Here is a 23,808-nt window from a genome sequence, read left to right on the forward strand (position 1 = left end):
TTAACAAAACTAATTATACATCCGTAATTTGAACACCTTTGTGCTTCAAAAACTCAATGATTTCTGTCCCAACTTGCTCAAACCCGCCAACTGGTGAAGTTGTATTTGTTAGCAGCGAAATTTTAGAGATATGAGATTTAGCTTCATCTTCACTGTAATTGCTTTCAATACAGTCAATGATTTGCTTCAAGCCTGTTCCAACACAATGAGATAACGCCTGACCACTAACTAGAATGGAATCAAAGTTATCCACCATGTTTTTAATGACATCGACTTTTAGTTTGGTTTCGTCGTCATGCTCAACTACAACTTGAGATTCAAAAGGTCCAAAAAACTCATAGTTAGGGTTTTCACCTTTATTGAATCGTTCAATTGACTTATTCTCTTTCGCCTTACTCCACTCTGCCAATGCTTCTGCTACTGGAGCCACAATTTCGTAACCTTCAGTACCAGGAATGCAATGGTTAGGGAAAATGAAGTGATTCGGCTTTCCATTGTCTTTAAGGCTTTGTAGGTACATTTGCGCATGTTCTTTCAACGCGGGGTCGCTTGTTGTGTGCTTACCAGAAATAAAGCTCTCGACGGTAATTTCTGTGAACGGAAGAGGGTTCTCTCCAGTTTCAGAGTCAATCCAGTAAGAGCAGTGGCTGATATCGTATTCACTATGGGTATCAAAAGTAGCAAAGATGGAGTCGATATTGAATTTTTCCGATTTGATAAAATCGGATAGGCGCTGAGCGTCAGCCCATGACCCTGGCACTGGAAGAGTAGGGCGGTATTTCAAGACACTTTCAGGGATGTCAAAAAAATCATTTTGTGCGTCAATTATTAGTAGTAGGGTTTTGTTTTTCATAATTCTGAGTCCTTGTTTCAACTTATGTATATACCTTAATGCAAAAAATGAATTAAGTAAACACCTAAATTCAAATTTTGCATTAAGGTAAAGAACTCGGAAATAAAATAATGAAAAATCAATAAGATGATAACAATCTATCAAAGAGAGATTGATTCAACCTCATCTTTTAGGTCGTAAAAATCTGACTCCATACAAAGCTCTTCATCCAAAACGTCAAAGATATGAATTAATGAAAGTAGGTAGCTATGAATCGTAGATTCAGATAGATCCTCGGATTTCACAGCATCTTTGATTTCACTAAATCCGTAACCCTCGATAGCTTCTTTTGTTAATTCGTCTGAAGTATCGTTTAAAGACTCAATTACTTGAACGATGTACGTAATGCTTTTATTAATTAATTCAATGTTTTTATTCATAATTTTATTTCTTTAATGGAATGCTTAAATAATCAAAACTGTTAGCAAGAATCGACTGTAGGGTATCACTAGTGTTTTCGAAATAACCACTTTTCTGGCTGAAACGCCAGGATGGGATCTGATTAAGTGATACTCGACGCGTTCTAAAATAATCATCGAGCGAGATATGAAAACACAAGTTCATTCCTGCTTGGACACCCTCAATGTTCTTTGTTGAGAATGGTCGAGCTGATGCCAGTTCAGCAGGTTGAACCTCATTGTTTACAAGAAACAATCGGCTAGGATCTAAGTTATTCTGATAATCATGCATTGTGAAAATCAAAATATCTTGATAGCCAGACTGGTAAGCACCATCAAGGTTGATAATAGCATGATCACCGTGCTGTGATGGCATATAGCCGCTATTAGGAACACTTTGGTTATTGAAATACAGAATAGACTTTGTAGATACAATCTGTTCACCCTTAAGAAATACAGCAACAATTGATACATCTTCGCGATCAGTATGAAAAGTCATTTTAGGATGTTCGTATCTTAAAGACATATTGTCCTCTCTAATTTGCGTGGTGATAGTATGCTTCTACAGATTCAACAATGGTTTTTCGTCTCATTCTCTGAGTATTCCAGAATGCTTCTTGTTTTGCAGGTTCTGTTGTTTCGAATACTTCAGGATGTTTAAAAAACAGATAATCAAGACATACCCCAAAATGCTCTTGTGGAAGGTCAGTGACTATTTCTTTATAGCCTTCCGTCTCAGCAAGTATCTGCGCCAACATTTCTACAGAGCTTGTTCTGACTCGTGTATGTCGGTTAATCGGTGTTACGATAGAATCTTGATCAACAGCGCAGTCACTTTGATTATCGTATATCTTGTATTCGCCTTGCTTATTAACAGCGATGTACTTTGTATCTAAATCTGATCGAAGTAATGGTTTATTGCTCATTTTCACTTTACTCTACATTTGTTGGGTTAAAAGTCAATTCTTTTTTATATGGCATAAAAAATACATTGACTCTGAAAGGTATTGAATGTATGTTTAAAAACAGTAAAAACATTCATTAATAATCAACATTTATACTGTAATTGTGTGTCTTATGCCATGATGAATTATGCAAAAATTAAAGAAGAAGCTGAATACGTTTTTGAGCAATGGAACAACCCCACTGCTTTATCGATGATTTCAGTTAGTTACTTCTTAATGACTTCATTGTTTGTTGGTGTTGTGTTCTTCACGGATCATGAATATTCATACCTGATACGAAGTTTAACATCCACCAGCAGCTTATGGGCTTTGTTTATGTTTGTTGTATTTATAATTCCAATGCTCATGGGATTATATCAAAATAAACAATTTAATAAAGTTTCAGTAACCAAGGTGATTTCGGTTTCACTAATTCCATTTTTGACTGTGCTTACTTTAAGCAAGTTGGAAGACGGTAACTATTTTGATGATGCTCTGGTAGCAATAGATATTAGCTTGTTGTCAGTTTTAGTCTGCTCAGCTATGTGGCTGAAGAGTAAACAGTTTAAAGTAGAAAAAGCTTTTATAAATGGATGGTTTATTCATTTATCGGATCTCATTAAGTCGTGCAATCATAATGAGGATGAAATCTCTAAGGAGTTTGGTCTAGAGATTTTTGTTGAGCTTAAGTTATTAAAAGCAGAGATTGATAGCGTTCCGAATCCAAATGACTTCATATTCAAGTCAAAGGGATTGATCAATCAAGTTAGAAAGTCATGTAAAGAGAAACAGAAAGTTATCGCAGTTAAGTTGAGAACAACAGAGCCAAAGCGAGTAACATTAAATATAGATGGTAAGCGGATTACCCTTTCTCTAGAAAATGCTCAAAAGCTATCCTCAGAGCTTGATAGGGTGCTAATTGAAGCTGATGAGTGTGAGATTGATACTGTATTGAGTTTTGACTGATACGGCTCAAAAACAGAAAAGCCATAGCATGTGCTATGGCTTTTTATTAAGAAGCTAAAGCTTCAAAGTTCGATTATGCTGTTTGTTCTTCATCAAGAAGAGGGTCGATGTTTGGATCGTAAGCGTCGAACTCATCAATACCACCTGGATCTTGGTTGAAGTCGTCTACTGGTTGTTCGTCCACGATATCAACAGTTACTTGAGTTCCAGTTTCTTCCTCAAGCTCTTCAGAGCTATTAACAGGTAGTGTAGCTTCAGGAGCTTTGCTTGCAGCCTCAGCAATAGCTTGCTTCTGTACCACTTGATATTCTGCCAGCTCTTCTTCAGACATGCCTAGTTGCTTACCGATTTCGATAGCATTCAGGTTGTGCGAGTCAACTTCATCAATGTCAGCTTTAGCAAGATACAGAGCTTTGATCATCGGTCCATCCAAACGGATCGAGACCGTGCCATCTGCATTACTCTTATGTTTGCTGTTACGGATTAGAAGAGTGATGTCAGAAATAAGCGTAGACATATTGCCTACAGTTTCCTTTTCAACCTTCTTAGGCTTAAGCTGCTTCATGTTTGCTGCAACTTGCTTCTTGATCTTAGCGATTTCTGACTTGTACTTAGTCATTTTCGCTTCAAACTCTTCCTCAGTTATCTTGTCAGTCATCTGAGGAACGTTACGAATTGGAGCTAGGTCAAGTGATTCGAAACCAATCATGCCACATAGACGTTGGTAAGCACGTTCTTTATGCTTAGTGATGTTTGAAGCAATCACTGACATACCAACAATGTTGTGATCAATAAGAACGTCGAAATCAGGATGTTCTTTCGAGAAACGCGCTACAGCGATATTGTTTGCTGCTGTTGAAATGCTAACGTTGAACAGTTTCGAGATGCTATCAAGAGTCTCATTCTCTTCTTGTAGACGTAGCATCGCTTTTGCAAGCTCAAGGTTAGTCAGGTTACGACCACTGTTCGCGTGAACCATGTGAATGATTTGCTCACGTAGGTTGCCAGAGAATTCGACAACATCCAAACCTTCACTTTTAAACGATTTGTCCCGCATTGCCAGCTTGTAGCCAAAGTAACGGTGCTGACCATCGATAACCTTAAGAACCGTTTTGCCGTTCAGTTCAATTGGTTGAACTGTTAGTCGAGGGATAAGCTCACCACGAAGAAATGATTTGGAGAAGCTAAACACCTGATTCATGTTTACGTCACGGACGTTGTATCCTGGTTCTAGGTACAATAAATCAAAGCTAGCTGTTATACCGTCTTTTGTTTTCTTAAGACCTTTGGTGCTGTTAGCCAATTGTTCCAATGTCTTCATAATGACTTCCTCTCTCAGAGATGTAATAAATCAAAGAACAATGTGGAGTATAAGACTAAAAATATTCATGTCAAATAAAAATAGTTAAAAAAAATAGTGATTTGGATGCGTTTTATTGACAATTGAGCAATGTGCGATCTTTGTAAATGATCAAAAACAGATTTTCCATGAGTGAAACTTGATCAATCACAATGCTTGGAAAGATGAAATTTGAGGATTTAATTAAATTGAAAAATTTTGATAAATTCAAAAATTTGGAAGGGAACTGCGTGTAAATCATTGAAAAGAGGGGCTATACCCCTCTTTTAGTGTTTTCTTATAAACGGTATTTTAGGTTTGCAACCAAGTGAATGGCTGTATTTGGTACTTCAACGCTACCACCGTCTATATCGATATCTACATATGAGTAGGTAACTTTGCTTTCAATACCCAGAGCAAAAGTCTCATTCAACTCAAACTCTCGCTCAAGTGAAAGTTGACCAGTAATACCTGCCAATTGATATCCACCATGTGTGCGCTCTCCGTCAATGATCACATCAGGGTGAGGAATCGCTGCACCAATACCTGCACGAGCAATCCAATGGTCTTTCTTCACCGCGTAGTTTACATAGAGTAGATTGTAACCATCAGTCACTTCGAACTTTGATACGCCTTGACTGAGGTCACTGCCTTTAGCATAGATTTTGTGGTGAATAAGCTCCATTTCAAAAGCTGTTGAGTCAGCCCATCCATCATTTAGAGACCATTTTCCACCACGAATGGTGTAATAAAGCGGTGCCTGGAATGGCTTGTTTTCAAATTCAACGTCTCCAAGCTCGATATCGGATGCGTTGTCTCGTTTAATAGTTATGTCTTCACTCGCGCTGTAAGCTCCGCCTAAGCCCAATGAAAACTCCCAACCTTCATTAAATTGTGAAGCTGAAGCAGCTTGAGTGAACGATGCTGCTAAAATCGCTGGTATTAAAATCTTCTTCATATATAAGATCCTTTCTTTAACCAATGCTAAAATTAACCCTTTAAAACCAAAAATTCAACTTAATAGATCATAGCCTTAAGGTAATAGTAATAGAGCAATAATATTCCTGCCAATGGCAGAAGCCAATTTTAAGATATGTTATACATTTTTTTGCTTAATCTAATCTCTTCTTGGTCTAACACTGAGATATATCCATCTGGTTTATACGATCCAGTATCGATATAAAGATGGTTATGTAACCATAGAGGTTTATTAACAATGCTATGTCCAGAGATTAAAATATCAATGTTTTTAACATGGGGAATGTCATGAACTTTAACGTAATCACGTACAAAAGATTTAATTTTTTTTCTGCTTTCTGTAACAACGTCAGCATGGTTTTCTAGCTTTTTCTTGTCTAAAACGAAATTCCAATCATTGTTTGGTACTTCAGCATGAACAAGACCAAATCTAGTTAGTCCATTTGAGTGATGTATGTCTACTTGTCTTGCAGAAGGTTTAAGACTTAAAATTTGTGCTAGTTCGCGTACACGATCTTTTTGCGCTGAATTTAAATCTTTAAACCATGCTCCACCAGTACGAGGGGAAAACCACATACGACCAGGCAATGAGCCTTCATTTTCACCCGTAATTAGAAAAAGAAGCATAAAGAGGTCATGATTACCAAGCATAGCTTTAAACCAATCCTCATTGATTAGTTCTAGGCATTGTAAGTTTTCTTTACCACGGTCAGTTAAATCACCGAGTGAGTAGACAACATCTTTATTAGGATCAAACTTTAGCTTTTCTAACTCGCGCATGAAATCGCTGTAATGCCCATGAATGTCACCAGCAAAAAGAACTCGACCAGTTGACTGATCAAGATTGTGCGTTGTCTTTTCGAAAAGGTAATGTAATTCTTTCATGATTTTCCCTTTATTTTTCATTCATTTTAACAGGACTGATAACAATTTCAATAAGAGATAAAAAATAATTGACCATAAAATTAACGTATGTATAATTCCGAATATAAAGTCAGTCATAGTGACTAAATAACCTTAAAGATTTGAAGCCTAAAGCGAACTCAACCGCTTTGGGCTTTTGACTGCTATCAGTATTGTAAAACACAATTCTGACAATTAATTAACAAATAAAAATGAGGTAGTAAATGAAGAACTTTGTTTATAGTGTTCAGTCCTTTTTCAAAATGGAGACTGCAACTGGCATCGTACTGATTGCATCTGTTGCAATCGCCATGCTGGTGGCAAATACAGGCTTGTATACAATGTACAGCCACTTGAGTCATAGTGAGTTTACTCTCAAACTGCTGGGTATCGATCTTGAGAAAGATTTTCATTTTTTTGTAAATGACGGATTAATGGTCGTATTCTTTTTCCTGATTAGCCTTGAAGTTAAGCGGGAATTTGTAAATGGTGAATTAAGCAATCCAAGAAATGTGATCCTACCTGCTGCCGCTGCACTAGGTGGTCTAATTGTTCCTATTGCTATCTACCACTTCTTTAACTTTGGTACAGAAACACAGAATGGTTGGGCTATTGCCGCAGCAACCGACATTGCAATTGCATTCGGGTTATTGGCACTTGCTGGTAAAAATACGCCAACATCGCTAAAAGTATTCTTGATGACGTTAGCAATTTTTGATGATGTTATGGTGATCGGCATTATTGCCTTCTTCTTTACTGAATCATTGAACTATAACTATCTAATTGCATCAGTTGTTTGTTCTTTAGTGCTTTGGTACATGAACAAGAAAAACGTAGAAAACTTTGCTCCATTTGCAATTATTGGTTTTGTGCTTTGGTACTGTGTATACATGAGCGGTATTCATGCGACCATTGCAGGTATTGTATTAGGCATGTTTATTCCAATGTCGCCACGTAAAATCTATGACAATGAAGGAAAAGCGCATCAAAGACGCTCAATGCTAGAGTCTTTGGAGCACACACTACATGAAACAGTAAGCTTCTTCATTCTACCGATTTTCGCTTTTGTGAATGCAGGGGTGGCAATTTCAGCACAAGATATTAGTGGTCTAACTAGCAATGTCTCATTAGGCATTATCCTTGGATTGATTGTTGGTAAGCAATTTGGCGTGTTCGCAACAGCATTCATTCTTGTAAAAACAAAAGTTGCACCAATGCCACAAGGCGCAAATTGGCTTCAAATGTATGGTATCGCAGCATTGTGTGGTGTTGGATTTACTATGGGCTTGTTTATTGGAGGTCTTTCTTTCGACGACCCTACTGTGCAGTATAAGCTACCTATCCTGGTTGGTTCGGCAATCTCTGGCGTTATCGGTCTTTCAGTAATGAAATATAGCCTCAGAAACAAGTAATCATCTACCTTCCAATTAAAATCGTCTCTTATGAGGCGATTTTTTTAAAATACTATAAAAATATTGTTGACAGGTGAACCGCACGGCTATATAGTTAGCAACAACAGAGAGGGAAACCTCCAAACAGATTTAAGAAAACTTGGTGACTAATAAAAAACTTGACCAGAAATCTTAAATATGTATAATTAATAACAACGCTGAATAATAGCAAACAAACTTAATAGGAAAAAGATTATGAAAAACCAGTTTAAAATCACCTCAGTACGTGACGCATACCTAAAAGCAATTAAAGACGTAGAAGTCTTTGCATTCTTGAAGAATGACGTAAAACTAATCGGCACAGTTATCATGGTAGATGAAACTGGTTTGGTGCTAGCTTCGCACGGCAAGAGCCAGCAAGTAATTGCTTGGGACGCACTAGCATCTCTTTCTCCTAAGCGCCAAGAGTCTCACAACATGAGCAAAGACTCGAAAGCTCTAGTATTGGATGTTGATGCTCTATTTGCAGAGCAAAACAAGAAAGATGCGCCAACTCCTACGGTAAATAAGCTTCAACAGCACTTCTTCCGTCAGGTGCGTAATCTTGCAGAAAGCCGAAACTCTTCACTGATTGTTGCTAACTACACAGTAAGCGGCACACCAATCAAAGGTGAACCAGTAGTGTGTGACGATGAAGTACAAATCATCATGAACCACTTTGGCGGTCTACAGCTTGTACGTTGGGATGCTATCTCAACTGTAAACTGTGAAGTTCCAAAAGCTAAAGCATACTAATCAGGGGAGTGGTTATAATGATTAAATCAGAAATTTACAAAATCACACTTGATACGCTTATCAAAGAAGCGAAAAACCTGAACAGTGAGTCATTTAATATCTTTCTACAGAACGGTATCAAAATTGATGGTGAAATTGAGCAATACGATGAATGTGCTGTTCAAGTGAAACGTGATGGTCAATCATCAATCGTTAACTCTGACACAATTAACACGATCACAGTTAATGACCAGAGCATTATTGAAAAGCTGCTTACTCAACTTAATGAAGTAGAAAACACAGCTCTTTTCAATGAAAAGTTCAACGCTGAACTGTGTGAGCCTGCGATTCAAAGCGAAATGGACATTGAAATGTTCTTCCTTAACCGAATCAGCATTAGTGGTCGCTTACTTCGCTACGGCGGTGATGTTCTAGTAATCTTTAGTAAGATTCGTGACAGAAAAACAAACGAAATCGTTCCACAACTACAAATTGTAGTGACTGACAACGTAGTTTCGGGTTCAATTAAAACTGAAATCATTTTCTAAGATTGATAAATGATTAAGAGGGTAGCTTTTTAGCTACCCTTTTTTTATTATGTCGAGATAAATAAAGAACAAGTGAACCCCATTGTGAACTCACTCCGTAAGGAGTGTTAAGGAATAAAATGAATTTTGAATTTGATGATTTAGTTAAAATCTGCAAGTTGAAAGAAGTGAATCGACTCTTGTTTGCTTTAGATAGCTTTGAATACTCTAATCCGATTTTTGCATTTGCATACAAACTCACACCTGAAGGCATTCAGGTTTGCGATGAAACAGTTGAGTGGATTAAGACTTCTAGAAGATGTTGTGATTCGAATGATGGTATTAATAGCGCGGATTACAAGATCGGAAAGTTGCTTGATAAGCTTTTTAGCGCCACCGAAGACTTTGATTCCTTTGAGTTTGGATTTGTTGATAACATTTCTAAAGGTTTTACATCATACCTTTCATTTAATAGAAGCTCGGACAGAGCCGAGCTTCATGATTCGATAAAGTCTTTGATTCGCTTACAACATGCGGCGTTTCATGATAACCCTAAATATTCAAAAGTTGTCTATGGAAGGCATGTCTTGAACAAAGATGAATTGACCAGAAAATTTGCAGAATTTTTAATGGACTACTGCATTGAAAATAATGACAAAGCAAATATTGTTACAGATCAAAACTCTGTTATTAAGACTTTCCCTGACCTTATCCAGCTTTCTAATAATTTTATGGAATCATCAGGACTTTTATTTGGCGATCAAAAGCAACAGCTAAACGCTCTCAGTGCGCTCACAACATCGCGAATTATCCATATTGGGTGGAGTTACCAGGATATTACAGATGAATCGGTCTGGCCTATTGTAGAGCGTATTTATGGGGAAGCTAATTCGGAAAACTATGAAAGACTTATGAAAGAGAAGTCGAATGAGGTTATGGCTTACTTCATGCTCGATGTCAACTTTATCAAATCGTTCAGATTGAAAGTTGAGTGATAAAATTTATAATAACAATAAATATAATAAGGAATTAAATTAATGAAGATATATGAAAATGGCGTAGTCCTCACAATTACTGCACATAACATTACACTTGGTAGATGGGGTGTATTTAACTCTGAACATCACAGAAGTAAGAATACGGGTGAGGAAAAAGAGAGCAGAATTGGTCATTACTCAAATTAGGATTCTGTAGTTAAATCCGCAAGACAGAATAACCTAAGTGAAGATCAGGTTAAATTTATTGAATGCGTACAGTACATTATCGAAGGCAAAGGGAGAGTGCCAAATATCAGGGTCAAAGAAATAGAGGCTGCTGGTGGCTTTAGCGGAGAGAAGGTTGAAACCAAATCATTCATCCTAAGCCTGTATCGCGGTCAACTTTGTGTGTACTTACGAAAGCCTGATCCAGAGGCTTTAAATTTGGCTAAAATTGGATATTTTGTATTTTTAAAGAGAGCCTTCACCAACATGGCAACATTTACGCTATGTAAAGCTACAGCTTCAAATGAAAAGGTAACAATGGAACAGCTTGAATCTCATTGTGAGTTAGTCTTTGAAGAATTCAAGTTTATGCCTGATATGCTTTAAAACTTACAAAAGACCTTATGAATAAGCCGCTAACTAAGGCGTAGTTAGCGGCTTATTTTTTTATTAAGAATTAAATGATATAATTCTTTGGTTATTAATAATATAGAAAACTCGAAAAATGAAAACAAACCTTAAAGTATTCAAAAAATCAAAAGAGTGGTTAAAGATTAATCAAACGGAATTCCATCACGCGATCTTTACCGATAAACTGCGTTATGAAAGAACGGTGTCAGCAGAAAAATTTGCTGAATTTATCGAGCCAGACTGTAGTGAAAGCAAAGAGGCTTTAGCTAACATAAACAAACGTACAGTTTTGAAGCTATTTTTGATTAAAGGATACACTTTAGGCGCTAAGTTTGATGGAGACGAAGTTACGTTGTTTACTCCAAAAGGAATTTCTCCAGATAGATTGTCTGATCTGAATAAGGGGGCGATCAACCTTATATCCAGAATGAACAGAACGGATGAAATAGACTTTTCGGGAATGATTATCGCGCAAAGTATGGACTTTGGGAACATTGAGCGGTTTGAAGCAGATAGTGAAGAAGCATTGAAGCAAAGTATGATACCTAGCTTCTTAGGTCGAGCATTATATGCTTCCAAAGACTTAAAGAATGCTGTTAATGCGCGTTCTTCATTTAAGGATAGAGATACCGAAAATAGTAAGGGGATAGCATTCCTTCAGGTTAAGCCTGGTGCAAACATTGTTAGCTCTGATCATCCTGACTTTTTAGAGTTGAAAAAAGATATGGATAAAGAGCATTTCCCGATCTTATTGAAGATCAAGAACATTGATGGTGTTTATGACAAGAATCTGAACTCTTTGGCTATTCACAACGTGCAGGCGGTTGACTATATTGAATCTTACCGTTCAAGTGATTTAGTAAGCTTAGTTGAAAGAGTTGAGAAAATGGGGTTAAATCGCACCGCATTGACTATGTAATGAGCAATCAGACAAAAATTTTCAATTTTTTTAAAAAGAACATAAAAAACATTTGCAAAATAATTTAGATGGTGTATTATTTACAACATCAAAGGTTAGCAACAAACCAAAGTTCTTTAAAAATTAGGTTTCTGTAAAAGCTTGGGGATGAAATAGGTCTCGACAGGTGTTGGAAGGTCTGCAATCAGCCGAGGGTCGGTTGGCCTCGTAAAAAAACCGAAATTAAAATATTCGCAAACGACGAACATTTCACTGCAATCGCTGCTTAATAACCAGTAGGTTGCCTCATGCACAACACCAGCCCTAATCGGTGTTGTATATGCATGGGTCATTATTAGATTAGGGAAGAGCGCAAGAAATACAGCCGATATTGCGTAGTAACCCGTATGGGATGTGCTGAAGACATTTAGGTGATTGTCTCTCTCAGCCTAAATTGTTAATGATAAGAGAAGATAAAGCTGTAAGTATTTGCTTTCTGGAATGCATTTGGACGGCGGTTCGAATCCGCCCATCTCCACCAATTCAACTTGTTGATTTATCGGGAAATAGTCAATTAGTTAAATGCAGTTTTCGAGCATATTATCGTTATTTATTAACGAAGGACGCGATTCATGAATTGCTCCGATTCCGAGACTGCATTGTGAAGGTCTGGTATCCAGGCTTTTACAGAGACCTTGTTTTTATCCTTTGCCATTTTTGTTTAAGATAATTTGATGTTCTTATCCCTAATTTTGTTTTAGTTAGAAACTCCAGGCTTCGGTCTGGAGTTTTCTATTTTTCGGAACAAAAAAATCTGGCATTTAACAATGCCAGATCACCATTAGTCAAAATGAGCAAATCACTAATGCTTCGATATGTATGATGATAAGGTATCGATGCTGATAAGCGCTTGATCATATTCAGTCATGATATCTGAAAGTCTATTTTTGTTAAGCTCTTCGTCCGACTTGAATTCAGCCCACTTTTTATCAAAGCCAATTGTTTCTAAATTATCAAAAAAGATTTTGTTCGCTTTAATTGTGTCATCAAATAGTTTCCAGCACTCTATGCCTTGTTTATGTAGGTTAAATTGATCTTCTGTAAGAAATAGTTTGTACATTTTTAGTACATCATCGCCACTGACTTCAAATGTTATTGAGCTATTTTTGATTTTTAGAATGTTTTGTACAGTAGTTTCAGGTCTAACAAACCCAATAAATACAGAGGCATTACTGACACAAAAGGGTTCCAGCTTATACCTTTTCTTTTTCTCTTCTTCGTTTAGTGGTTTAAAATTATGGTTGAGATCGTTCCACTCATTAAGCTGACTTTCGCCATCATTGATGCAAATTTCTGTTTTGTTTCCAATTTTTCTATTAAGAAAGTCAAATAATTCCCTTGTGGCTACAGGAAATCCCTTCACTGAATTCATGTACTTATGCAGAAAATCTTCAATCGTCATCTGTAAGCGATTAAAATGATTCTTATCAAAAGACTTGTCTGTAATGACAAATTGTTCACTGAAGTAACCTTCATGAACCAAAAAATCAAACGCTGCCCTATGAGCCTTCAATACTGTTTTAACTCTTTGTTGAATCCAGTGGTTTGAATTTTCAGTTAGCTCATATGAAGCTACGATAGCTTTCTTAAGGTCATTGAATTCATGTGAATTACACTCAAGCCTTATATTGCTATCTAATAAGTTGAGTGTATATGACTCATCTTGAATCGTTAGAAATTTAGAATCAATATCGATACTGTTTGTTAAAATCATTTCTTTTCCCTTGCTGCTTGATTACCAATCCCAATAATCGCCTTTATAATCAATATTTATATACCCTTCAGTATCACTTTTAGGGTTTAGGCTCAAAAGCACCTTCACTTCATCACCGTTTAAAAGGTATGTTTTGTATTTACCACAATTTAGATAGTTGAGGCATTGATAAAAGCTGGTTTTATCGTATGTGTTTCGTCTATCAGCAAACTCAAAGTGAACAATATCAAGTGAAGGGTTCTCAGTTAATATCCGCTTCTTTTCGCTGTAGTAAAGCGTAACGCCATTTCTACCATAAGGATCATTACCGATAGTTTTGGATTGCACCTGGACGTACTGAAGACCACGCTCATTAAAGTAAAAGCCTAGCCGTTTATAAATGAAGTTTTGAGAGTTAGGATTATCAACCACAATAGTGTTCGGATACCCTCTTGGCACAGTTAGCTCGTACCCACTTAAAAATGACTTCGTTTGCTCTAATGTCATCCCAAAGCTTACCCCTAATGGTAGGGGAATTGATTTTACTTCTGTGGATAAGGCATTAGAGGAAAGCAGGATAGAGAGTAAGCCGATTGTGTTTTTTATATTCATAATTATCCTCATTTAAGCTCAAATTATATCCCATAAGAAGACATGGAAAAAGAAAGAATTTTAAATGCTTGACTCTAATCTCAATGAATGTATAATCTAATCATAAATTAAAAGAAAGGTTATTTTATTATGGGGCTAGCAAAAAAAATTGCAGGCTTTCTCTTTATCGTTTTTTGCTTTCTGCTTGGTTTAGTTGCGTTTTATGCATACGTTACAGACAAAGACGTAAATGAGTATGTGTCAAACTTCATGGATTTGATTAAGCCTCTGGCTCAATTTTTGTGGGAAATCATTCTGGATTTCTGTAAGAACGTTGTTTCTGGGCTTTTTGAATGGAGTCCTTCTCCAGAAGAAATTCCGCTAGATATTAAATAGATAATCTATTGACAACAACAAAAACAATCAGTAACATTATCTGGTTGGGATAATAACAATATAACAGGTTTTACAATGATAAAAGTTATTACGCCATCGACGGATCCTACCGTTCGAACTGGCATTAAGATTAATATCACAGATAAAAAGATTAATGACAGTGTCGAAGGTATTAGCATGTTCCGTGATCTTCCTTGCGGTAACTTGCAAAAAATTGCTGAATCGTTAATTCGAATTCATCAGTATGCAACCGTACAAATGGTTGTAGAAACAAAAAATGACGAACTAATTGAGCTGCTAAGTACAGAAGCTACTAAGCAAGGTATTGAAGAAAACATCTTTCTTTAATGATATACCAAGCTCAATTATCAAGAGCTTGGCTGCGAATTAAAAATCGAGAGCATCCAAAGCTCTCGATTTTAACTTTATATAAAAACAAAAATAATTCGGAGATATATCATGAAACGTAATCTAGCACTTCGTAACAGCCGTAAACGCAACAACTGGGCTGTTCAAACTAAAAAGTAATAGATAGGGCAAGCGGCATAGCTTGCCTTTTTGCTATCTGGACAATGAGATTGCATTTGACTCATCAGCGCCCATAATTCTTGAATAGAACTTAGAAAAACTATGACACTCTTGAATATCGTCTCTTAAGTGTAACGATTCCGATGATAGTGTTGATGCTAACTCTTTCTCAAGAACTCTTGCAGCAGCTTTTAGTTTTGGGCTGGTGTGTTTTGCTGCATGAGTTAGCATCAAGCTTTCAGCATGTTCTGAAAATCTTTCGTGCTTTGCGCACTTACTAAATAGACCTTCGAAAATTGAATTATCAAGATCTTTAAGACCATCAATTAACCATGATGGACAGTCTGGCATATTAGCAGCATTACACACATTCTCATAAACGTAGTGTCCTAAGAACTCATGCACAACGGTAGATATATTGCACTTATCACTAACTAGGCTTACTAGCGTCTGTCCATTCTGATAGAAATCAATGAACCCAAGAGATGATGAGTAGTATTCGTTCGGTAAGTCTTGGTGATTATATTCAAAATCATCTTTTCCCCTAAATAAAGGAATGTTTGGATACTGACTTAAAATCGCGAATTCAGAGAGAAAAGGAAAAGACTTGTTAAATGGTTCGTTAGAACCTGACTGACTGTTAATTCTCCCAACAAACCTTGCCATTGATTCACCAATAGTGTTTTCGTACCATTTTAATCGCTCATCTTTTGAGAATGTTTTCTTACCATTAACGTCATAAATTGAATCCTCTAGCCGCTCTAGAAATCTAGATTCAGGTTGGTTATCAATCTCATCGGCGTAACTAATTATGATGTTTTCTTCATCGTCATTGATGTATTCGAATATGTCATTCGGGTTGCACTCATATTTTTGCGCGAGTTCTAATCGGCATTGATCATAAGTATCAACAGCCTTTTTTAGATTTGGGTATGCATTCAGTAATCTCGTTCTCGATTGGCTGAGTAGTTGTCCAATGTAATGCGGGAATGTTAATGCTTCAGCCATACCGCGAGACCATCCTGGTTCAAAATTTTGAATAATGTGCGCAAGTTCGTGGTTGATTACTTCATTTATATAGCAACATGCCTGATCGAAGCCATTAGCTTTGTAGAACTCTAAAAGCTTTTCTTTTGAGATGTTTATTTCATAAGAACTAACAGTTATACTCCCCGCAGCACTCATCCCTTCAACCATTCTGATAGATAGTTGCTTAGCTTTAGGATAAGCAGTGAAGATTGAGTTTTGAGGGTTCATCTTCAGCAGTGACGCAACCCTGTATTTATCACTATGAGGATTATCTAACATCATAGCTAAGTACGATGGGTCTATCCTTATTGGGTCGAATGTAAATCCTTTAAAACAAAAATCGTTATCACACCATACCAGTTTTGTAGCGGAGAAAATTTCTTCTTGTGATGCGCCAAGATTATGAAGCTCATTTGCAAGTGCGTACTGTCTTTCACTAATGAGATTTGAAGTTCTTCCAATAAGCTGAAAATACCGAGTGGAGTTTGTGTTGGCAGCAGCTTTAAGCTCATTAACGATATTAAGGCTAATAGCACTCAGCATTTCATGAGGATTTTTCTTTAATATGGGAGCTATAGTTTCAATATGTGCTGCTAGCAATTCGACAGTAACATCAATAGGTTCCTGGTTACTTGCGAGATTTGCATGAGTAAGCCTATCCCTTAAGACTTTAGCTTCCTTTGAATTAATTAATTTGGTCATGACTTTCTTTGACTTCTTTTTTAATTTATTATATATCAATTAAATAAATCAATGAAGAGAATTGAAAGTTATGCAAAAAAAGATAATTATCCCGCGTAAAAAATTACAGTTGGTAATGGACTCATTTATCACGATATGGGAAAAGAACCTGCCTTCAGAAGACGATCTTGAGTTGGGAAAAAGTTTTAGAATTGGAGAAATCCCTGAAAAGCAAAAGATGAAAGATATCTTCTATTCGATTCTTGGGTTCAATAATCATGATGAACTCTTAAGGTTCACTAAGAATAATGAGAAAAAAATATGGGTTAATAGATCGTTAGGTGATTCTGAATTTTTCCCTAATGAAGAATTATTTTTGTCGGCTGTGAGAAAAGCATTAGCGCCCATCATCTTTACATCAGCTCTTGAAGAAAAGGCAAGTGACAATCCAATCAAAAAGCGAGCTACGATAATTAAAGACTTTTTCAATGAGGCATTGCAATTCATTGATGTTTTTGAATACGACCAACAAGACTGGGAAGTATACACTCTAGATGAAGATTCAGTGAAGCATGTTGTTGAAAACCCTGAAAACAGAGTTTCAATTAGCCTGTCTGAACCAGGAGATGGTCTACTAGATATTTATGATCCTGAATCAATGGGATACCAAGTAGAGATAATCAATATCCAGAATATGTTCAAAAAATATCAAGATATTAAGCTTGATACAGACTTAAGTGGAAAGTTGTATAGAGTTAGATTAATGAAGGCAACGGATATCAATCTACTAAACACTTTTATATTGAAATCAACACTAATGAACGCGAAGTGGGTGATTGAAGTGAGAGAAAAGCTTGCGAATCATAAAAACCTGCAAGAGAAACTGAAACAACTTTCGAATGTTTCGGATATCACAATTAAAGTTCAATAACAAAAAGCAGAGTCGATGACTCTGCTTTTTTAAGTCAGATTTCGGTCTAGATGCTTAGACCGACTTCTCGACCTTTAGCGCCAGGAATAAACGATTTAATATATTCAGCCACTTTCCCACGAAAGGATTCTTGGCTTTGCTCTTTTCCTGTTGGGGTTCCAGAAATTTTCATCTCTTTTCGCTTATCCACTTCCATATAGTCAGCCATTGTAGTTCTCAATGGTTGGATAAAGTGACGCTTAGCAAACTCACCTAAGAACTTTTTCTGTAGATCTTTATTCCCTTTCAAATCTTCCAGAGTATATGTTTTATCTTGATCGGTATCTAGTGAGAAAGAAGTGAATTCAGACTTGATTACGAACGAGTCCAGTTTGGTGCCATCATTTAAGGTTGTGAAGTTTGCGAATGAACGCTTACTTCCTAATGCTTTATGTAGAAGATGCTTAATTGCAGGTTCTGCGTTACTTAAATTGAACGATGCGCACAATGTAAATCCATCTTCTTTTAGGTTGCTAGGCTCAACTTTGAATCCGATCTTAGCATCATTCTTCAAAATATCAGCAGGAGATCGATCTTTGATTGCATCTGTGATCTGTCTGTTCGTTAAATTTGTCATATCAATTCTCTTCTTTGTTATTATTTATTTAGTTTTAATATTTTTCTACTAATAGAATAACAAATGGAGCTAGATATTACAATTTTAATATTCAATAAAAAGTATTACTGTGTTTAATAACAATTCTTTTCAAATTCTTCAACGGAATGAATGCAACTAAGTGTTTATTAAATGACGAAAAAAACCACCAGAGCTTTCTGGTGGTTATTAATAAAAAATTGGCCTCTTGTTCTTACTGAAAAGATGTCTTTAGAACGCGTTTGTGAGAACCGTCAGCCATTAGAACTTTAGAGTATTCACCCATATTGGATTCGATAACCCCTTTCAGTATTTTTCTGGATTTAGGGTCAATGAATGACACTTTATCGCCTTTCTTGAAAATTCGAGAGTCTTGCTCTTTGTAATGTTCAAGTACTTGATTTAGTGAGATAGGTAAAGTGGAAGGATCGGCATCGCCAGTGATGGTTATGCCATCATTGGTATTCTTCATTTCGATTTCGCCAGATTTTGGGTCTCTATAACAAACTTTTATGGATTTCTCTGTTTTGCTTATAATGAATCCAATCACACTTATGTCATCTATTGATGCTTCTATAACGTCAAATTTATTTCTCATAATAATAATTTTTATTAGTTAATTTATTTGATTTTGATTTTACTTTTTTTAAGTGCTGTGTAAAGGTTTTTTTTGATATTCAGCCCAAATGATGAAAAAACATACAGAAATGTATATTGACTCTGATGTTTTTGTGGGTATAATCAAGACAATATCCAAAATTAGCAAAAATCATGACTATTACAGAACAAATTCAATCCACAGTAAGAACTGTCATTGAGAACTTCCAAGGTAATAAAATCAATATTGCCTTAAGTGGCGGTGTAGATAGTGTTGTACTAGCTCACGCTGCTTCACGCGTATCTCATGAATCTCTTTACTGCCTACATGTAAATCATGGGATTTCCGATAACGCTGAAAAGTGGGAGAGCTTTTGCTTTGAATTCTGTAAGCAGATTGGAGCGAAATTCAAATCTAAACAATTTCACCTTAAAGGCGTTAACAATCTTGAGAGTGTAGCTAGAGATTGTCGGTATGAGTTTTTCATTGAAAATATTTCAGATGGAGATGTTTTACTTACTGCGCATCACATGGATGATCAGGCAGAGACTTTTTTACTTAGATTAATGCGAGGGGCTGGTGTTGATGGTCTTGCATCAATGCGCCCAACTAGAGATTTGGGTAATGGAATTCTTGCTAGACCACTTCTAGGTTATTCTAAAGATGAACTCATGGCTTACGCAAAGGAAAACTATTTGAAATGGGTAGAGGACGAATCAAATCAGTCTTCTGACTATGATCGAAACTTCCTAAGGAATGAAGTTCTTCCATTATTGAGAACTCGATGGGGAAATGCATCATCCTCTATCTCAAAATCAGCTTCATTGTGTCAACTTGCCTCAGAAATGAATGCTGAAAAAGCAAATGAATGGCTTAAAAACTGCTCACATCAAGAGAAAGAAAAACTTATTGTAAATGATTTTGTGAAAAATCTAGATGGTGATTCACAAACACTACTGGTGAGAGCATGGCTTAAAAGCAATGGTCATCAAGCAATCTCGTCAGGAAAGACTGCATATCTAATCGAAAGGTTAAATGGTTTGTCATCAAATGACACTAAATTTACCGTTGAGATTGAACATCAGACAAAAATCATGTTCTTTGATAATGCCCTGCATATTGTTAAAGATAATCAAAGGCTGGCTGTCAGTTTCTTGCCTGCTAAGAAAGGGGATGTTGGTATCTCTATTGAACCAACAGAGCTAGAAGATTCAGTGTACAAAGGATCCTTAAAATTTAGATTCAAAGGCTGCAATAGAACTTTAAAGAAATTCCTACAAGAACAGCGTGTGCCATCTTGGGAAAGGGAAAAGTACCCTATTAAATTATTCAACGGTGAGGTTGTTACAGTTGGGGAGTGGGTATCTGACCTTTATTTAAGTAAAGAGCCTAAGTATAGACCAATCCTCACAAAGGATTAATTAGATAAAAACCCACTGCTAATGCAGTGGGTAATTTCAAATGGGCTTTATTGCTTTTACTATTCTTTCCCCTAGTACTTCAGAAAGTTTTGGTGGAACAGCATTCCCAATCTGTCTGTATTGCGCTCCCATAGTACCTTTAAAGTCCCAATGGTCAGGGAAAGATTGGATTCTGGCATATTCTCTTACGGATAATGGTCTTGTTTCTATAGGGTGACATCTCCCTGTTTGTTTCTGGGCTGGTGAACAGGTTAGGGTGGGGGATGGTCTATCCATTGCGAGCCTTTTAAACGTCCCTGAATTACCCCCGCCATTAAATAGGCTGGCTCCCATTACTTCAATTTTTATAGCATCGGGTAAATCTCGCCAGTTACCGCCTTCAGGAATCAGATCAAAGACCCCGTGAGCCTTTTTAGGGTACTTTTGACCTATGGATTCAGGTACATCTATTGGGTACAGTGAGCCGCTACACAGAGCATCTGAGACAACTTTTATGTCTGGGTTTTTTGCAGGCCACTTGAATTGTATCTTCAAATCTTCTCTGAATCCTACAATGAATAGTCTTTCTCTCTTTTGAGGTATTCCGTAGTGGAACGCATTGAGTACTTTGGGAGCTTCAACGTTGTAGCCTAAATCCTCAAGCACTGAAACCATAGTCTTTAGCGTTCTACCTTTATCATGAGTCGCTAATCCTTTTACGTTTTCCATAATAAAAGCATCTGGCTCAACTTCTTTTATTGCCCTTGCGAACTGATGGAATAGTGTTCCACGAGTATCTTCAAACCCTAGTCGGTTTCCGTTATGTGAGAATGGTTGGCATGGTACTCCACCAGAAATCAAATTTACTCTTCGATACCACTTTGTAAAATCAATATTTTCAATTGCATCATTAACAATATTACCATTGATGTTTGCTCTCAAAGTCTCACATGCATCCTTATCGATTTCGTTAAGCAGTACGTGATTAAATCCTGCATTGGCTAATCCTAGCGCCATTCCACCAGCACCACTGAATAGTTCAATAGACTTTAAATTAACGGATTGAGTTACATTTGGTTCAATTTTATCGTCAAGAAGAAACGACAATCCATCAAGATGTGCCAGATCTTCTCGCGTAAATCCTCGTTGCGAAGAAGCAATCAGTTTTTCAGATTTTATCCAGGTATTTATTGTGCGTAATGATACGCCGAGCAAGTCACTGACCAGCTCAGGTGAGAAATATTTGATCATATAGTTTCTTTTTATTCTTTATTTTATTTATTAAACTTATTTATATTAAAAAAGGCGCTATGCGCCTTTTTTAGTTACAAACATCAGAGCGCTTATTGTATATCGCTATGTTTTGCATTGTTTTTGTCTCATCATTGTTTAGCAGTGCTTGATGACCACTAGGAAAATATAGTCCTGGCTTGCTCAAGTCGATATTCTTAACGTAGTACAAAGGAATGCTAAAAGCTTTATCGCCATTTTTTTGCTTGATTACAGAAAACCCATCCATTTTTGGAATGTTATAGCATCTCTTACGGTTTTCACCATTGAGCATTATCCATGCACCACCAGTCTGCTCAGACTTTTCATGAGCCTGAACTGAAAGTTTATTACAATTAATTGATTTAAAGTCTGGATTTATTGCGGCAAAAGAAGAGCATTGACTAACATCAGAAAACGAAACCACCTTCATTGTAGGGCTACTAACGGATCCATTATCATCAAGGATGCGATCTTTAAGCATGAAAAAGCCTCCAGCACATAGAGAAAGTGCAATGATATTGATTATAGAGTGTGTTTTCTTAGCTTTCTCTTTAGCTTTCTCTTTAGCTTTCGCTAGCTTTATTCTATTTTGCTCTTGCTGCATCTGAGTAATGCCTTGAATTTCCTTTTCAATATCAATGGCATTATCAGTGCTACTAACTGAATTTGTATACTTTTCCGATGACATTTGTACACCTATTTATTATTATTAAATTTTTGCATTCTTAATTCTATCAGCAAAGATTTTTTAATTCCATAATAAAAAGTCAAAAATAATCCATTAAAAGATAAGTTTAAGTGTAAAATCAAGTGGCTTTTCTTACTTAATTGCAACCTAATGATTGATTCATAGTCTAGAGTTATTATAAATATCACAAATAAATTACTTAATAATTTGAAGCAATACTTAGTTTTTTCAAACACGCTTCATAATTAAGGGAAATAAAAAACAATGACTTATTGAAAGAATTGCTGCATAGTGTTATCATTTATCAGCTATTAAATAAGAGATAATAAAAATGTCTACAAATAAACAAACCGAACAAAAAAGCAGCAAAGGGATCATATTAGCTTCTGCAATCGCAATTGCACTTGCTGGTGGTACTATCTATGGAAATCACGTATTTACTAAAAAATATGAGGGTGTGCGTGATGGCTTCATTAAAGACTTTAGCAGTAACGGCGACCTGAGCATCAAGCTGGTAAATGCAGAAAAAGGGTTCTTCAGTGTAACCGACACTTTTGAACTTTCCATGAAAGGGCATACTGATAAGCTATACCTTAAAAATGCTGTAAAAATTAGACCTGTCGAGATTCCAGGAAAGATCACACTTGATTTTAACGAAATTAGCGAGTCAACAGTTGAGGAAATGCCACAACTTAAAGATATTAGCTTGAACTGGGTAGCTAAAGTTGATGGAAAGTTTAAGTTTGAGCTTAATTTCCCTGATATGCAGAAGAGCGAACACTACATCGGTAGTTACGGTAGAAAGATTCAGAGTCAATTCCGAATTAAAGGTGTTTCACTTTCTGGTGAATTTGATAAAGACCAGATGAGCGCTGTTTATCAAATTGAGAACCTCAACATAAAGGATGGTGATAAGACTTTTGACATTTCTAAGTTTGGTGGTACTGAAACTTATAAATGGAAAAACGGATGGATTACCGAAGCTAAGACTGATTTCTCCGCTGATCGAATCATGCTGAATGAAAACAAGGAATTTATAGATTTCGGAAAGCTAACGGCAACTTCTGATTTAACCATGACAGACTCAATGTCTATTCATCAAAAAATCAAATTAGATGGCGTTACAGGCATGTTTAATGGCATCAAGCTAAAAGAATCAGATTATACGCTTGATTGGGAGTTAAACGATGTTTACATGAAAGACATCATTGACGCATCTGAAAAAAGTGATGATATTTCTCGAAATATGAGTGGTGAGCTTCTTAGCAGCATGTTTAAGAAAGGCATAACATTCAAAATCAACGAGTTGAAATCAGATTGGTTTGATATTGACTTAGATGTTAAGTTTAAGAGCTTCTCTGAAGAGCCGCGAACTTTACATGAATTCTTAGAAAAAGTTACTGCTGAATTAAATGTGTCAGTTGATAAAGCAATGACAGCTAAACTAGGAATTCCTCCATTTATGATTCAAGATCACATTGATCAAGGCGTTATCTCTGATAATGGTAAAAACATTGAGACTCACGCCGAAGTGAAAGAAGGAACGTTAACCATTAACGGGAATGAAATTCTACTTCCAAAAAATATGTAATGGCTTTTAGTTAAGTCACGTAACCAAAAAAGAGGTGGAACGAGAAGTTTCACCTTTTATTTACTTTTAATTCGTTTTGTGTATAATGGAGGA

At 36.4% G+C, this 23,808-nt stretch carries 26 protein-coding genes and 1 other RNA gene; 13 read left to right on the forward strand and 14 right to left on the reverse strand.

The annotated features are described in order from the left end of the window. Positions 1–13: 13 nt before the first annotated feature. The 4 genes from AACT42_RS11230 to AACT42_RS11245 all read right to left on the reverse strand — a co-directional run bounded on the left by AACT42_RS11230 (position 14) and on the right by AACT42_RS11245 (position 2,216). Positions 14–853, reverse strand: coding sequence for a hypothetical protein (locus AACT42_RS11230; protein WP_094134251.1), 840 nt, complete (start codon positions 851–853; stop codon positions 14–16). Positions 854–993: 140 nt separating this feature from the next. Continuing rightward, a complete protein-coding gene (locus AACT42_RS11235; RefSeq protein WP_094134252.1) occupies positions 994–1,272 on the reverse strand; it encodes a hypothetical protein in 279 nt (92 codons plus the stop codon). 4 nt (positions 1,273–1,276) lie between these two features. Continuing rightward, on the reverse strand, positions 1,277–1,816 hold the full coding sequence (locus tag AACT42_RS11240) for a hypothetical protein (protein WP_053312502.1): 540 nt from the start codon (positions 1,814–1,816) through the stop codon (positions 1,277–1,279). Positions 1,817–1,826: 10 nt separating this feature from the next. Then, positions 1,827–2,216 (reverse strand): hypothetical protein, encoded by a 390-nt coding sequence (locus AACT42_RS11245; RefSeq protein ID WP_053319137.1) that lies wholly within the window; start codon positions 2,214–2,216, stop codon positions 1,827–1,829. Between the two features lie 156 nt (positions 2,217–2,372). Here AACT42_RS11245 and AACT42_RS11250 point away from each other — a divergent pair, with 156 nt between their 5' ends. Next, the gene (locus AACT42_RS11250; RefSeq protein ID WP_053319138.1) at positions 2,373–3,200 is read left to right on the forward strand and encodes a hypothetical protein; all 828 of its coding nucleotides are present in this window, start codon (positions 2,373–2,375) and stop codon (positions 3,198–3,200) included. 73 nt (positions 3,201–3,273) lie between these two features. Here AACT42_RS11250 and AACT42_RS11255 read toward each other — a convergent pair whose 3' ends face one another. The 3 genes from AACT42_RS11255 to AACT42_RS11265 all read right to left on the reverse strand — a co-directional run bounded on the left by AACT42_RS11255 (position 3,274) and on the right by AACT42_RS11265 (position 6,402). Next, a complete protein-coding gene (locus AACT42_RS11255) occupies positions 3,274–4,521 on the reverse strand; it encodes a hypothetical protein (RefSeq protein WP_094134253.1) in 1,248 nt (415 codons plus the stop codon). Positions 4,522–4,837: 316 nt separating this feature from the next. After that, the gene (locus AACT42_RS11260; RefSeq protein ID WP_094134254.1) at positions 4,838–5,497 is read right to left on the reverse strand and encodes a hypothetical protein; all 660 of its coding nucleotides are present in this window, start codon (positions 5,495–5,497) and stop codon (positions 4,838–4,840) included. 128 nt (positions 5,498–5,625) lie between these two features. Further along, positions 5,626–6,402, reverse strand: a complete 777-nt coding sequence (locus AACT42_RS11265) for a metallophosphoesterase (RefSeq protein WP_176432213.1) — start codon at positions 6,400–6,402, stop codon at positions 5,626–5,628. 242 nt (positions 6,403–6,644) lie between these two features. On the opposite strand from AACT42_RS11265, the gene nhaA reads away from it, so the two are divergent. From nhaA to ssrA, 7 genes are all read left to right on the forward strand, one after another. Continuing rightward, positions 6,645–7,832, forward strand: coding sequence for a Na+/H+ antiporter NhaA (gene nhaA / locus AACT42_RS11270; RefSeq protein WP_094182791.1), 1,188 nt, complete (start codon positions 6,645–6,647; stop codon positions 7,830–7,832). Between the two features lie 234 nt (positions 7,833–8,066). Continuing rightward, on the forward strand, positions 8,067–8,606 hold the full coding sequence (locus AACT42_RS11275; protein WP_020331804.1) for a hypothetical protein: 540 nt from the start codon (positions 8,067–8,069) through the stop codon (positions 8,604–8,606). A gap of 17 nt (positions 8,607–8,623) precedes the next feature. Next, positions 8,624–9,133 (forward strand): RNA chaperone Hfq, encoded by a 510-nt coding sequence (locus AACT42_RS11280; protein ID WP_094132115.1) that lies wholly within the window; start codon positions 8,624–8,626, stop codon positions 9,131–9,133. A 119-nt stretch (positions 9,134–9,252) separates the two neighbouring features. Continuing rightward, entirely contained in the window at positions 9,253–10,107 is an 855-nt protein-coding gene (locus tag AACT42_RS11285) for a hypothetical protein (protein ID WP_094132116.1), read from the forward strand. A 285-nt stretch (positions 10,108–10,392) separates the two neighbouring features. After that, positions 10,393–10,701, forward strand: coding sequence for a hypothetical protein (locus AACT42_RS11290; protein WP_094132117.1), 309 nt, complete (start codon positions 10,393–10,395; stop codon positions 10,699–10,701). A 118-nt stretch (positions 10,702–10,819) separates the two neighbouring features. Continuing rightward, positions 10,820–11,644, forward strand: coding sequence for a hypothetical protein (locus tag AACT42_RS11295; RefSeq protein ID WP_094182792.1), 825 nt, complete (start codon positions 10,820–10,822; stop codon positions 11,642–11,644). A gap of 143 nt (positions 11,645–11,787) precedes the next feature. Beyond that, positions 11,788–12,164, forward strand: a transfer-messenger RNA (tmRNA) gene (gene ssrA, locus AACT42_RS11300). A 321-nt stretch (positions 12,165–12,485) separates the two neighbouring features. Here the strand turns inward: ssrA and AACT42_RS11305 are convergent. Continuing rightward, entirely contained in the window at positions 12,486–13,397 is a 912-nt protein-coding gene (locus AACT42_RS11305) for a hypothetical protein (RefSeq protein ID WP_094133767.1), read from the reverse strand. 21 nt (positions 13,398–13,418) lie between these two features. Further along, the gene (locus tag AACT42_RS11310) at positions 13,419–13,988 is read right to left on the reverse strand and encodes a hypothetical protein (RefSeq protein ID WP_094133768.1); all 570 of its coding nucleotides are present in this window, start codon (positions 13,986–13,988) and stop codon (positions 13,419–13,421) included. Between the two features lie 129 nt (positions 13,989–14,117). Here AACT42_RS11310 and AACT42_RS11315 point away from each other — a divergent pair, with 129 nt between their 5' ends. After that, a complete protein-coding gene (locus AACT42_RS11315; RefSeq protein ID WP_094182793.1) occupies positions 14,118–14,363 on the forward strand; it encodes a hypothetical protein in 246 nt (81 codons plus the stop codon). 75 nt (positions 14,364–14,438) lie between these two features. Then, on the forward strand, positions 14,439–14,711 hold the full coding sequence (locus AACT42_RS11320; protein WP_094134064.1) for a hypothetical protein: 273 nt from the start codon (positions 14,439–14,441) through the stop codon (positions 14,709–14,711). 213 nt (positions 14,712–14,924) lie between these two features. On the opposite strand, the gene AACT42_RS11325 is transcribed toward AACT42_RS11320, so the two are convergent. Then, positions 14,925–16,622, reverse strand: coding sequence for a hypothetical protein (locus tag AACT42_RS11325; RefSeq protein ID WP_094134065.1), 1,698 nt, complete (start codon positions 16,620–16,622; stop codon positions 14,925–14,927). Positions 16,623–16,692: 70 nt separating this feature from the next. On the opposite strand from AACT42_RS11325, the gene AACT42_RS11330 reads away from it, so the two are divergent. Then, positions 16,693–17,532, forward strand: a complete 840-nt coding sequence (locus tag AACT42_RS11330; protein ID WP_094134066.1) for a hypothetical protein — start codon at positions 16,693–16,695, stop codon at positions 17,530–17,532. Between the two features lie 46 nt (positions 17,533–17,578). Here the strand turns inward: AACT42_RS11330 and AACT42_RS11335 are convergent, their stop codons facing one another. Continuing rightward, positions 17,579–18,148: a hypothetical protein gene (locus AACT42_RS11335; RefSeq protein WP_094134067.1), complete on the reverse strand. Its 570-nt coding sequence runs from the start codon at positions 18,146–18,148 to the stop codon at positions 17,579–17,581. A gap of 232 nt (positions 18,149–18,380) precedes the next feature. Beyond that, complete coding sequence (locus tag AACT42_RS11340) at positions 18,381–18,638, reverse strand: hypothetical protein (protein ID WP_020331815.1); 258 nt, start codon at positions 18,636–18,638, stop codon at positions 18,381–18,383. Between the two features lie 299 nt (positions 18,639–18,937). On the opposite strand from AACT42_RS11340, the gene tilS reads away from it, so the two are divergent. Further along, positions 18,938–20,185: a tRNA lysidine(34) synthetase TilS gene (gene tilS, locus AACT42_RS11345; RefSeq protein ID WP_094134068.1), complete on the forward strand. Its 1,248-nt coding sequence runs from the start codon at positions 18,938–18,940 to the stop codon at positions 20,183–20,185. Between the two features lie 36 nt (positions 20,186–20,221). Here tilS and dcm read toward each other — a convergent pair whose 3' ends face one another. Together dcm and AACT42_RS11355 are read right to left on the reverse strand one after the other, a co-directional pair. Then, a complete protein-coding gene (dcm, locus tag AACT42_RS11350) occupies positions 20,222–21,415 on the reverse strand; it encodes a DNA (cytosine-5-)-methyltransferase (protein ID WP_094134069.1) in 1,194 nt (397 codons plus the stop codon). Between the two features lie 70 nt (positions 21,416–21,485). Then, positions 21,486–22,124 carry a hypothetical protein gene (locus AACT42_RS11355; protein ID WP_094134070.1) on the reverse strand — a complete coding sequence of 213 codons (639 nt, stop codon included), beginning with the start codon at positions 22,122–22,124 and terminating at the stop codon, positions 21,486–21,488. A 331-nt stretch (positions 22,125–22,455) separates the two neighbouring features. On the opposite strand from AACT42_RS11355, the gene AACT42_RS11360 reads away from it, so the two are divergent. Continuing rightward, positions 22,456–23,715 carry a DUF945 family protein gene (locus AACT42_RS11360; RefSeq protein ID WP_094134071.1) on the forward strand — a complete coding sequence of 420 codons (1,260 nt, stop codon included), beginning with the start codon at positions 22,456–22,458 and terminating at the stop codon, positions 23,713–23,715. The last annotated feature ends 93 nt before the right edge of the window (positions 23,716–23,808 follow it).

Origin of the sequence: Vibrio sp. V15_P4S5T153, assembly GCF_963874485.1 — a bacterium.
Classification (GTDB): domain Bacteria; phylum Pseudomonadota; class Gammaproteobacteria; order Enterobacterales; family Vibrionaceae; genus Vibrio; species Vibrio anguillarum.